This is a genomic window from Acutalibacter sp. 1XD8-33, from assembly GCF_003612555.1.
In the GTDB taxonomy this organism is placed as follows: domain Bacteria; phylum Bacillota; class Clostridia; order Oscillospirales; family Acutalibacteraceae; genus Acutalibacter.
This window is the reverse complement of the sequence record NZ_RAZF01000023.1, coordinates 1-11,624: the sequence shown is the minus strand read 5'-3', so window position 1 is coordinate 11,624 and position 11,624 is coordinate 1. Positions and strand designations below refer to the sequence as shown.

General features: G+C 57.5%; 15 protein-coding genes. 12 read left to right on the top strand and 3 right to left on the bottom strand.

Features of this window, described 5'->3' with window-relative positions; all coding sequences use genetic code 11:
• The first annotated feature begins 224 nt into the window (after positions 1–224).
• On the top strand, positions 225–446 hold the full coding sequence (locus tag D7X94_RS13010) for an LLM class flavin-dependent oxidoreductase (RefSeq protein ID WP_120428114.1): 222 nt from the start codon (positions 225–227) through the stop codon (positions 444–446).
• 29 nt (positions 447–475) lie between these two features.
• A complete protein-coding gene (locus D7X94_RS13005) occupies positions 476–742 on the top strand; it encodes a hypothetical protein (RefSeq protein WP_120428113.1) in 267 nt (88 codons plus the stop codon).
• Positions 743–879: 137 nt separating this feature from the next.
• Here the strand turns inward: D7X94_RS13005 and D7X94_RS12995 are convergent, their stop codons facing one another.
• Complete coding sequence (locus tag D7X94_RS12995; protein ID WP_243111315.1) at positions 880–1,077, bottom strand: recombinase family protein; 198 nt, start codon at positions 1,075–1,077, stop codon at positions 880–882.
• A gap of 616 nt (positions 1,078–1,693) precedes the next feature.
• Between D7X94_RS12995 and D7X94_RS12990 the strand changes: the two genes are divergently transcribed.
• From D7X94_RS12990 to D7X94_RS12980, 3 genes are all read left to right on the top strand, one after another.
• Positions 1,694–2,482 carry an SNF2-related protein gene (locus D7X94_RS12990; RefSeq protein WP_279221791.1) on the top strand — a complete coding sequence of 263 codons (789 nt, stop codon included), beginning with the start codon at positions 1,694–1,696 and terminating at the stop codon, positions 2,480–2,482.
• 275 nt (positions 2,483–2,757) lie between these two features.
• Positions 2,758–5,628, top strand: coding sequence for a DUF927 domain-containing protein (locus D7X94_RS12985; RefSeq protein ID WP_120428110.1), 2,871 nt, complete (start codon positions 2,758–2,760; stop codon positions 5,626–5,628).
• Positions 5,629–6,237: 609 nt separating this feature from the next.
• A complete protein-coding gene (locus D7X94_RS12980) occupies positions 6,238–6,522 on the top strand; it encodes a hypothetical protein (RefSeq protein WP_147401733.1) in 285 nt (94 codons plus the stop codon).
• A 15-nt stretch (positions 6,523–6,537) separates the two neighbouring features.
• Here D7X94_RS12980 and D7X94_RS12975 read toward each other — a convergent pair whose 3' ends face one another.
• Complete coding sequence (locus D7X94_RS12975; RefSeq protein ID WP_120428108.1) at positions 6,538–6,915, bottom strand: type II toxin-antitoxin system HicB family antitoxin; 378 nt, start codon at positions 6,913–6,915, stop codon at positions 6,538–6,540.
• A 33-nt stretch (positions 6,916–6,948) separates the two neighbouring features.
• On the bottom strand, positions 6,949–7,149 hold the full coding sequence (locus D7X94_RS12970; RefSeq protein WP_199715116.1) for a type II toxin-antitoxin system HicA family toxin: 201 nt from the start codon (positions 7,147–7,149) through the stop codon (positions 6,949–6,951).
• 128 nt (positions 7,150–7,277) lie between these two features.
• Here D7X94_RS12970 and D7X94_RS12965 point away from each other — a divergent pair, with 128 nt between their 5' ends.
• The 7 genes from D7X94_RS12965 to D7X94_RS12940 all read left to right on the top strand — a co-directional run.
• Complete coding sequence (locus D7X94_RS12965) at positions 7,278–8,255, top strand: phage portal protein (protein WP_243111314.1); 978 nt, start codon at positions 7,278–7,280, stop codon at positions 8,253–8,255.
• 30 nt (positions 8,256–8,285) lie between these two features.
• Positions 8,286–8,525 carry a hypothetical protein gene (locus tag D7X94_RS19280; RefSeq protein ID WP_243111313.1) on the top strand — a complete coding sequence of 80 codons (240 nt, stop codon included), beginning with the start codon at positions 8,286–8,288 and terminating at the stop codon, positions 8,523–8,525.
• Positions 8,482–9,030 (top strand): HK97 family phage prohead protease, encoded by a 549-nt coding sequence (locus D7X94_RS12960; RefSeq protein WP_120428107.1) that lies wholly within the window; start codon positions 8,482–8,484, stop codon positions 9,028–9,030. Before D7X94_RS19280 ends, D7X94_RS12960 begins: the two co-directional genes overlap by 44 nt.
• Positions 9,017–9,433 (top strand): hypothetical protein, encoded by a 417-nt coding sequence (locus tag D7X94_RS12955; RefSeq protein ID WP_120428106.1) that lies wholly within the window; start codon positions 9,017–9,019, stop codon positions 9,431–9,433. The genes D7X94_RS12960 and D7X94_RS12955 overlap by 14 nt, the downstream gene beginning before the upstream one ends.
• A 68-nt stretch (positions 9,434–9,501) precedes the next feature.
• The gene (locus tag D7X94_RS12950; RefSeq protein ID WP_120428105.1) at positions 9,502–9,948 is read left to right on the top strand and encodes a hypothetical protein; all 447 of its coding nucleotides are present in this window, start codon (positions 9,502–9,504) and stop codon (positions 9,946–9,948) included.
• Between the two features lie 39 nt (positions 9,949–9,987).
• Positions 9,988–10,362: a hypothetical protein gene (locus tag D7X94_RS12945; RefSeq protein WP_120428104.1), complete on the top strand. Its 375-nt coding sequence runs from the start codon at positions 9,988–9,990 to the stop codon at positions 10,360–10,362.
• A gap of 3 nt (positions 10,363–10,365) precedes the next feature.
• A partial coding sequence (locus D7X94_RS12940) for a phage tail protein (protein WP_120428103.1) occupies positions 10,366–11,624 on the top strand: 1,259 nt, incomplete at its 3' end.

The following is an 11,624-nucleotide window of genomic DNA, read 5'->3' as shown; positions in this document are numbered from 1 at the left end:
GTTGGTGATTTACCAAACCGTGTAGCCGCTTTGCGGACAAGCGGTCTTTCCCACGGTTCCGGCGGGTATCCCACGAAACTGTGAAGTGGACAGGTGGCCTTTGTGATCTGGGCTTCATCATAGCAAATCTGAGCGGAAATTACAACTGCGAAAATCTTCATTATTCCGTAAAAATACTTTGCGGAATACAAAATCAAATTCATCAGGAAGTGAGGGAAAAAACTTTGAAATCCGATTTGAGGAACGAGATCAAGGCGTACATTGTGCGCCAGGGGATGACCATGCAGGAAGTGGTGGACGTACTCTCCGATGTGTACGGCTGGTCGGACAGCGTGTCCAACCTGTCCAACAAGCTCCAGCGGGAGTCCCTCCGCTACAAGGAGGCTGTCCAGCTTGCCGATGCGCTGGGCTATGACATTCAGTGGGTCCGGCGTAAAGCTGACTGACCCAACAGACTACGGATTATGGAGGTACTATGACGAAAAACTTTGAACTGCTAACCTTTGAAGAACTTCTGAACCTGCCTATCGACATTGAGAGCTGCTTTGACCCTATCTTTGAACCGCCCGCCGATTTCATTGAGGAATGGTATCGGGACCATGAACCGCAGAACCCGTTCTCCTGCAAAGTGACGCGCAAGATTGGAAACACCTGGTATATCGTTGAGACGGAATGTGATGGAGCCGAACCGCTGCCCAACCTGATGCGCCGTATGATTTTTTCGGATAAGGAGGCGGTTTGATCTTCCCGTTTTGTCGACATCAAAAGCGGACGGGGGACCTGTTCGGCGCACTATATCCGGGAGGATGTTCTGCGGGATGTGGTGCTTGAGCGCATCCGGGCTGTAACGGACTATATCCGGGCCAATGTGGAGGGCTTTCAAGAGGACTGGCTGATGTGCCGGAGAGAGGAACAGGAGAAGTCCATCCGGGCGAAGCGGTCAACTTTCCAGGTGATGACGTACTGCCAATGCCCTCGCTCGGCCTCCCGGAGCATTCGCTGAAACTCTGGGCGCTTATCGTTGGCGCCGGTCAGGTGGCGGTCGGCGTAGACCTTGACTACCTGCAGATTATTCATCCGGGCAAAGGCTTCACAGTCCGCGACCTGCTGTTCGATGGAGGCATCGTTCTGGGAGTGGACGGATATTCAATTCTTACCATCTTTTCAGTATAAGCGAAAGTCATGTCATATTTGCGGCGCAAATATTGGATGCACTTTGCACGTGCATTCTGGAACGCTGGAGCACAGTTCACAAAATATCTTTCGGGCAAATAGTCGGCAAGATTAGGAATGTGATCCAGACACCAAAAGGACGAGGTGGTGAATGCACCAGGACATAGCGCAGGGAAACGGGGACATAACCCCAATATGGCACGGTACCGTATCATCCGAACCGAAAACACTTTCAGGTGCAGCAGAGACCTGTCAACGGCAACAAGCAGGACAATCGACCAGAAAATTTGTTGGTTTTTGCGAATTCCGGAGAACATATTGCTTACCACCATGCCCATCCGGAGGAAAGCGGCGTGTATTTTCCATACGCAAAACGTAGAGGAGGTGATGCCCAATGACATCTCAAAATTGCAATCCTGCACAAGGCAAAGGGTTCGGTCTACTATTTGAGATGGGCAAACCGGCTGCGGGAAAACTTTAACAGCCATAGCTATTATGGGCGCGGGGTACAAAATGGGTCATCCGCGACGAGAGCCAGCGCATCAAGACCCACGACGCCGCCCAGAGCAAGGCCATGCACCGCCTGGGCGACCAGGCCCGATACAAGCTGATTCTCTCCGGCACCCCGGTGCAGAATGACGCCATGGACATTTTCAGCCAGTACAGATTCTTAGACCCCACCATCTTCGGCCAGAATTACTACACCTTCCGCAGCCGCTATGCGGTGATGGGCGGCTTTAACAAAAAGCAGGTGGTGGGCTACCGGGACATGGACGAGCTCATCCGCAAGGAACACAGCATCGCCTATCGCGTCACCAAAGAGGAAGCGGTGGACCTGCCCGAGCAGACCTTCGAAAACCGTATAGTCACCCTGGGCAAGAAAGAGCGGGGCATCTACAACCAGCTGAAGCGGGACAGCGTGGCCCAGCTGGAGGGCGGCGCTGTGGGAGCAGCTAGCCGGCCGGCAGGCTTTAAGCCTTACGCGGGAGCAAAGGCCGGGGGCATAGGCTATCAGCCGGAGCAGGCCCCCACCCTTACGGCGGAGCAGGAATGGGCTGTGTGTGCCGTAGACTGCCGCAACGGCAGGGAGAGCCCCGAGGTGAACCGAACAGCAGAACGGCTTGACGACGCCATCAATAAGCAGATACCGCAAGAGCCTATAAAGGCCAATGACATTCAAGATCAGATTTACTTGCGATACGTATGCCCCACTTGTCATTGCGCTTTTACCTATACAGGAACCGCAAGATACTGCTCCCACTGCGGCCAGGCGCTGGATTGGGACAAAATTCTACATGGAGAAAGGTGATGCACATGGAACTGCTAGACATGGTCCGCGACTACCAAGCCCTACTGGAGAAAAAAGCCGCCCTACAGGATCAGACCAAACCCGGAATTTGAAGGAGGCTCAGGCGACGCGCTTCGCGCTTACGGCCCTCTGCCCGATGGTGACAATCTGCCCTTTGTGGTAAAAAATTGAAAAGAGCCCGAAAAAGTTGTCTTTTTGAAGGCGACTTTTTGGGCTTTTTGAGGGTATTATGAGGGGGCTTTTTAGCCCCCTCAAATACGCATAGGGGGAGTGGAATGAACGCGGAGTATAACATGGGACACATAGACATAGATCAGCTGGTGGATTACAAAACAGAATACAGTCAGGTGGTAAAGCACGCGCAAATCACCGGGGACACTCTGCGGGGGCTTTGCCCTTTCCATGAGGATTCAAAACCTAGTTTTTCCGTGAATCTGAAAACCGGGCAGTGGACGTGTTTCAAGGAGGGGGAGAGCGGCAACTATCTGGATTTTTATGCCAAGCTCCACAACACGGACACCAAGACCGCCTATAAGGAGATCCTGCGCCAGCACCACATTGACCCGCCCCAGCGGGAGCGCAGACACCAGCTGGTGATGTATACCCTCAAGCAATACGCCTTTGAAAAGCACCTGCCGGAAGAATGGCTCCGGGAGCGCTGCGGCCTCAGTGATGGCAGCGACTATGACCGCAACTCCCATGAGAGTACCACCTACCTGAAGATTCCCTATTGGGACGAGAGCGGCCAGCTGGCCACCTACCGCAAGCGCTTCGCCTATAAGGAGTTCCGCTGGAAAAAGGGCAGCTCCACCATTCTCTATGGCCTGTGGCGCCTGCCGGAATATCGGGAGGAACAGGCGGCCATTCTGGTGGAGGGCGAGAGCGATACCCAGACCCTGTGGTATTTGGGCCTGCCCGCCCTGGGCGTGGCCGGGGCCAGCAACTTCAAGGCGGAGCAGGCAAAGGCCCTGGACGGTATGACTCTGTATCTCCATAAGGAGCCCGATGGGGGCGGCGATACTTTTATAGCCAAAACCTGCCGGGGGCTCCGGGAGGGCGGCTTCTCCGGCACGGTGAAGGTGTGGAGCTGCGCTCATTTAGGCAAGCGTTTCCCAAAGGGAAACTCGGCGACTTGGGGGAGCGAAGCGACGCCAATGTCGAAAGACCCCAGCGACCTGTACATGAAGCATGGCCGGGAGGAAGCTGAACGGCTCATCCGTGAGGCACTGAAAGCGGCAGAGGAAATCGACTACCAGAAGGACCCGGAACCGAACACCATGTATGGTGTGGGCCTGGAGGGCGCTCCTATTGCGCTGAAGTGCCCAGGCGGCTGGGGCATGAGCGAGGGCGGCATCCGGGAGTACAACGAAAAAAAGGGCACGTCAGAGCTTGTCTGCCGGACGCCCATCCTGCTGACCAAGCGCATCCGCTCCATGGACAGCGGCGAGGAAAAGATAGAGATTGCTTTCCGCCGGGATGGCCGCTGGCTCACCTCCGTGTGGCCCCGGTCAACGGTGTTCTCCTCCCGGTCAGTGCTGGCTCTCGCTGAGTTGGGGTGCACCGTCACCAGCGAGAACGCAAAGGCCGTGGTGAAGTTCCTGGGCGCTTTGGAGGGAGAGAACCTGGAAAAAATCCCCTCGGTGCAGGCCACCGGGGTTTTAGGATGGAAAGAAGTCCAGTCTCCCTCCCGGTCGACTGACTTCCCGAGTTCGTCGGCGTTGGCTTCGCCAAGCCGCGCGAACTCTTCCCGTTGGAAATTCATGCCCGGTCACGATGAGGGCTTAGTCCTGGATTGCGACCCCACCATGCAGGCGGCAGCGGCGGCATACCACCAGAGCGGCACCCTGGAGGGCTGGCTTGCGGCCATGCGGCCCCACCGGGAGAGGAACAAGTTCCGCTTCATCCTGGCCTCAGCCTTCGCGGCCCCGCTGTTGAAAATCACCCGGCAGCGCAACTTCCTCACCTACAACTGGGGCGGCTCCCGGGGCGGCAAGACAGCGGCCCTCTATGCCGGGATGTCCGTGTGGGGCGAGCCGGAGAAGCTGACCGTCAGCTTCAACACCACTTCCGTAGGACTGGAACGCCGGGCAGGGCTGTGCTGCGACCTGCCCATGGGCATCGACGAGCGCCAGCAGGCCGGGGACAAGCAGGGCCTCCTGGAGCAGCTGGTCTATATGCTGGCCAACGGCACCGGCAGGGTGCGGGGCGCAAAGAGCGGGGGCCTGCAGTCGGTGTACCAGTGGCGCACGGTGGCCCTCTCCACCGGGGAGGAACCCCTGACCGTGGAGACCAGCAAGGGCGGCGTTTCCACCCGCGCTTTGCAGATATACGGCCCACCCTTTGCGGACGAACAGAGCGCCAGCGCCATGTATGGCCAGGTGGCTGCGCACTACGGCCACGCGGGACCGGCGTTCATCAAGCGGCTGGTGGAGCTTCCCCAGGAGGACGTGCAGGCCATGTTCGGCGAGATGAGGGAGTATGTGCAGGGACTCAGTGATGGGAAGAACGGCGCGCATACGGCGGCGATTGCTTTGGTGGCTCTCGCCGATGCTATGGTGGACACCTGGCTCTTTGAGGGCTGGGACGGCGTAGCTATCTCCCCCGAGAGCTGGGAGCGGGCAAAGGCCATGGCCGCCGACATTCTGGACCAGCAGCAGACCGGCGGCTCCGGCGATGTGAATGAGAACGCGGTGCAGTTTATTGTGGATTGGGTGCTGGCCAACAAGGCGTTCTTCAACCCCCAGACCATCGGCACCTGCTATGGCATGATGGCGACGTTGCCTGGGGCAAGTCGCGGCGAGGGAGAGGTGGCCTACATATTCCCCTCGATTTTGAGCCAGGCGCTGACTAAGGCGGGGTTTTCACCACAAAAGACCCTGCGGTATCTGGCAGAGCAGGGGATGATTGAACAGACCGCCGAGAAGAAAGCCAATGGAAGTACGGTGATGAGAAATACTGTGAAACGCCGTATAGGGGGGAGGGTGGCAAACTTTGTATGCTTTAACATTGGGCAGCTGTGGGGAACAACGGATGAAGTGGAGGCCCTGGCCGATGAACATGAACGCCGGGATAGAGGCGAGCAGCTTCAGATTTCGATGGATCAGCAATGGACAGAAGTAGACGATGATGGCGATTTGCCGTTCTAAGTGTTCCCACCTTCCACATCGTTGTGGAAAGTGGGAACAGGAGTGGGAACACCGCAAGCATTTCACAAAGCCAGTATTTATGCGGTTTCTTGATGTACTGTTCCCACTGTTCCCACTGTTCCCACCAAAACCATACCAATCTACCAAAAACGCAAAAATGCAAAATCTACATGGATTTCCTTGTAATTTTGCAAAAATTGAAAAAACAGGGGTATGTTTTCAAGTTGGTGGGAACACCCCGAAAGCAACCCTGCAACCCCAGTAATATCAAGGAAAAATCATGTTCCCACTTGGCTTGGAAATTGGTGGGAACACCCCAAAAATAACTTTTGCAATCGGAGGAATCAAAATTCGGTGGACTCCGTGAAGTACCGTTATTACAGCCTCTGGAAAAATTGAAAATATTTCCTCACTTTTCACACGAATCACACCAATCACTCGAAACACACGATATAATGAATACTAGGGCCGATAGATGGGGCGGCTCTCATTCCTTTTTAGATTGCTTTGCGTTGATTTCATCAGCGTAAAGCACAAAGCATACAACGTCAGTCTCTGGCCTCATCCTTGCCTGAGCTGGCATTCAGCACAGCTATCCATGTGGTAGCTGTGCTATTTTTATGGCTTATACCCGCCCCCCGGTCCAAGGTACTACAGACCCCGGGCACCGCCTGCGGGGCAAAAGAGGCCCGCACCATTGCAAAGCTGTTCGGCGTGACCGACCGGCACATCCAGCAGCTGACAAAGGACGGTGTGCTCCCGGCCACCTGGGGCTCCTGCGGCAGATGCGGGGCGAACTGGCCGCGCAGATTGCGGGAGAGGACGGAAGCTGTCTCCTGCCGCACACTTGCGTGGCATTTTTTGAGGGAAGATAAAGAGCCGGACAGCTTGTAGCTGCCCGGCTCTTGCTTACGCCTGAATTTTTGTGATAAGAGCTTCCTGCAGGACTTGGGAGAAGTTGACTCCCATGGCCGTAGCCCGGTCGTTGAGCCAGGAGGGAATGGTGAGGGTCTTTTTCACGGCTCGGGTCTCCTTGTACTGGTCGATGGTGCAGGCCACCAGGGAGGTGAAGCCGTCCTCCGGGGAGATGGCCCCAATGTCTGAGGGTTGGGCTAAGGGCTTGCCCTGCTCCAGCAGAGTGAGCACATAAGCGGCCAACGCCTCCTGAGCCTCGGCCATCGTCTCAGGGAGAGCGTCGCCAAAGCTCTGACAGCCGGGCAGGTCGGGGAACTCCACCCAATAGGCGTTACCTTCCTGATGGAAAATGGCGGGATAGACAAACATCATACGAGATGCCTCCTTAAAGGAGGGGGCACACATTTATGTGTTTTTGAGCCCCGTGTCCTTTCGTATTTTGTTTAGCAAGCCGGTAGGAACATCCTTGCCGTGAATGGGAAGCACGGTGGTGTCCTCTCCCTTTTGAAGAACATGGTGGCTGCCGTGTATCCTGACCACTTCCCAGCCGTTTCCCTTCCGAAGTTTCAGCAGGTCTTTGTCTTTCCTGTTCTTCCCTCCTTGCAAGAGTATTATAACACGTATAACACGTATTGCCAATCCTTTTCCGAAAAAAGTTGTGGTGATTATGCCGTTGCCCTGCGGGCAAGTCAACGAGTTTTTCTGCGGAAAACTCCATAAGGATGGTGATCAATATGAACATAATCGACCAAGTTGTAAGCTGGTTCAGCCCCCAGCAGGGGCTAAGACGTTGCCTGCGGCAAGTCTCCCGGCAGGCCTGGCGGGATGCGCTCCGGCATTACGACGCGGGGGACGATTCCCGCTTGAACGCGAACTGGCGGGCCGTCAATGCCAGCGCGGAACAGACCGACCGCTACAGCCGGGATACGGTACGGGCCAGAGCCCGGGACCTGGAGCGCAACTCGGATATGCTGGGTGGGGTGATAGGGGCCTTCGTCCGCAACGTGGCGGGCGGGGGCATTGAGTATACCCCATACAATAAGCCGGTGGGCTACTGGTTCCGGCAGTATTCCATTGACGGCATCACGTCCCCGGAGCCGGTGTGTGTGGACGCGAAGGACGTTATCTTCTACTTTTCCAAGCGTAGGCCCTCCCAGCTGCGGGAGATGAGCGACATGAGCCAGACCTTGACCCGCATAAGGGACGCCAATGAATTTATGGTGGCGGAGGATACCAAGCAGCGGATTCTGGCCTGTGTGGCGCTGTTTATCAAGAAAATCAATCCCAATTTGGGCCGGGGCCGCACCGGTACAAACGGTAAAGGCTATGACCGACGGATGTTCACCCCCGGCATGGTGAACGAGCTGGAGGCCGGGGACGAGGTGGATATGATCAACCCCCAGGGTCAGGCCACGGACGCCGCTGCTTACGTTAAGCTGCTCCAGCGGCTGGTGTCCTCCGGCCAGGGGGTAAGCTATGAGGCAGTGGCTCGCGACATGAGCGGCAGCACCTATAGCTCCACCCGGCAGAATCTTATCGAGGACGGCATGACTTATGCCGACGAGGTAGAGCTGCTGGTGGAGGTCATAGACGAAATATACGAGAGCTTTTTGATTTCGGCGGTGCTGGCCGGGAAGCTCTCAATGCCGGATTTCTGGAACCAGAAAGAGGCGTACTTCACCCATAAGTGGGTAAAGCCGCCCAAACCGTAGATCGATCCGGCAAAAGAGGCAACCGCTGTTATGACGGCCCTAAAGACCGGACAAAAGACCTTTAAGCAGATTGCCGCCGAAAACGGCAAGGACTGGCGGGAACAGATAGACGATATCGCGGAGGTGTTGGAATATGCCCAGGAGGTCCACGGGCTGGATTTAAGCAGCATGATTTTCGGCCAGCAGGGTGGCGAGCCTGCGCCGGTAACGGGGGGAGGTGATAGCGATGGCAAAGCAGATGATGAGGGCGGCAGAAGCGGAAAACGGTAACAGTTGCGATTTGGCCCCTGGCCAATATCGGAGGGACAGGATGGTTTCGGCCATCCGGGCAGAGGAAGGAGAGGGGCGCAAGGTGATTGGCAAAATCACTCGCGCCTGGGTGGAAAATGGCCGGGGCCAGGCGGAGGTGGAGTTTGACGAGGATGCTGAGTCCGACGCCATCTACAAAAAGGTCAAATCCGGCTCCCTCAAGGGCATGTCCGTGGGCTACATGGTGAACATGAAGGAATCCGAGGACGTCCGGGCCGGAAAGAAGTCCGAGGACGGCAGGTTTACCGGGCCCTGCCGCATCATGAAGATGTGGCAGCCCTTTGAGATCAGCATCGTAAGCATTCCGGCTGATTCCACTGTGGGTGTAGGCCGGGACTGGGATGGCCCGGAGTTTTCCCCATCGGGGGAAACTCCGCAACTTGCCCGCAGGGCAACGTTGACCGCTCCACTTTCCGTGTATGAGCAACAGTTGCAAATAAACAAAAATATCATTGGAGGTATGTAAGTATGGGCAGAAAAGCAATTCGGGCGGCGAACCTGCTTCCCCGGAGAACACCCGCCAGCTGGTGGATGAAGCCCTGCAGGCGGAGCGCCAGCGCAGCGCGGAGATCACCACCCTGTGCCGGGAGTTGGGCATGGAGCCGGACAAATTCATCGCTGAGGGCAAGACCCTGTTCGAGCACGCGTTTGTGGCCCGGATGGGGTCTGGCCATGTGGGCATCTTTGAACGGGACGGGGGCAGGTCCCCCAGCGGCGGAAGCTCCATCCGCGAGATCATGGGCGGTTCGGTGCCGGGAATGCTGGGTAAGGACGAGGGGAAGGAGAAGCTGGGGGAGCAGGCGGCAGAGAAATACATGGAGCGGTATCACCACGAGGTGGTTCGGCTGCTCAACGGCTGGGGAGGCTAAGAGCTGTCCTTCGGCCAGCTCTCCAAGTTTCCTTTTGGGAAACCTTGAAAGAGGTGAAAGAAACCTGAATGACCAAGCAGAATTTGCTGGACGCTCTATGTGATTTCACGCGGGAGGCAGTGAAGGACCTGCTCCTGCCGGTGGAGATGCAGGAGGACGATGAGGCCCAGCCCCCGCCCCGGCCCCCCGAAGTGTACTCTATGGGCCTGCCGGACTTTCAGGAGGCGGAGAAGAAAGCGCCGTTCATCCTCCATCAGGTCATTACCGCCAACGACGTGTGGCCGGAGGGGAAAACAGAACCCGTCAGCAAGGCGGTGGTGCGCACCGTATTCGGGGTCTCTCACCCAAATAGCCAGGAGGGGCCGCTGGCCCTGCTGGGGCTCATCGAGCGTGTGCGGCTGGCCCTGTGGCGGCAGAGGAGCATCTGCAAGCAATTCAGACTGGACATGAAAGCGGGAGCTGACTATCCCATCTACGATAGGCAGCTCCGCCATTTTATGCCGGGGAAATGGTGACTACCTGGTCGCTGCCCTCGGTAAAATTGGAGGTATTATATGGCAAGCAAGGCTGCAGCAACATCCGCAGTACCGGCCCGGAAAACCACCGCTGCGAAGGCGGACACTACGTCCCGCAAGAGCAATAAGATCTACTGCTACATCGGGCCCAATATCAAGGGGTATCTGCATACGGGGCAGGTGTTTCGGGGGGAGCGGGAGGCCATTCTCAAGGAAAACGCCGAAGTGGTGGAAAAACACCCCCTGGTCAAGACTCTGCTGGTTCCTGGCGAGTCCCTGGCCGTGGCCAGACTTAAGGTCAAGGAGCCCGGAACGGCCCACTATGCCAACTTCCAGAAGCTCAGCCGTGAGCTCGTGGAGGCAGCCCAGGAGAAGGTCCGGCCCGAGTACGAGAAATACGTAAAGGAGGAATAAGCTATGCCGAATCTGGGCGTACACGTATATGAAAAAGCAACGGCGGTGAGCATCCCCGTGGTGGCGGACAGCGGGATCCCCTATTTTGTGGGAACCGCCCCCGTCCACACGGCGGCAAAGCCCAATTACCCCGTCCTCTGCACCAGCTGGGACGAGGCGGTGGAGAAACTGGGCTTCAGCTACGACTGGAAGAAGTACACCCTCTGCGAGGCCATGTACAGCCACTTCCAGCTGTTCGGGGCCCAGCCTGCGATCTTCTGCAATGTGTTGGATCCCGGCGACGGGGACATGAAGAAGCCGGCGAAATCCGGGAGCCACAATCCCATCGAGCATCGGATCACCCTGCCTCTGGAGACCATCCGGACCGGGCTCAAGGTGACCAGCGGCGAGGGCGAAAGCGCGGCCCAGTTCCAGGAGGATGAGGACTACACCCTGTTCTATGACGAGGACAAGGACGCCTGCGTCATTGAGCTGCTGGAGGACAGCCCGGCCTATTCCGCCGCCACCCTGACCGTGGAAGCCGCCCAGGTGGATCCCGGCGCGGTGACCACCCCGGACGTCATCATGGGCATCAGTCAGGTGGATGCCTGCATGACCGCCGTGGGCGTGATCCCCGACCTGCTGCTGGCCCCCGGCTGGTCCCAGGACACGGTGGCGGCCGCCATCCTGGCCACAAAGGCGGCGGGGATCAACGGTCTGTTCGGGGCGAAATGCCTCATTGACGCGGACTGCACCGAAGAGGGCGTCACGGAATACAGCCAGCTGACGGCCTACAAGAACAAGAACAATTTCGTAGACGTGAACCAGATCGTCTGCTGGCCCCAGGTGCGGCTGGGAGACTATCAGTTCCACCTCTCCACCCAGCTGGCCGGGCTCATGGCCTCTGTGGACACGGCGAATGGCGGGTGCCCGTATGAGAGCCCGTCCAACAAAAACCTCAAGATGGATACCTGCTGCCTGGAGGACGGAACGGAGGTGAATCTGACATGGGAGCAGGTGAACCTCATCGCGGGCAGCTGGGGCGTGGTGACGGCCATCAACTTCATGGGCATGGGCTGGACGGCCAAGGGCAACTACACCGCCTGCTACCCGGCCAACACGGACGTGAAGGACCAGTTCATCCCCATCTCCCGGATGTTCGACTGGGTGGGGAACACCTTCATCCGCACCTTCTGGAGCAAGCTGGACAAGCCCATGAACCGGCGGCTCATCGACAACATCCTGGACACCGGCAATATCTGGCTCAACGGGCAGGTGGCGGC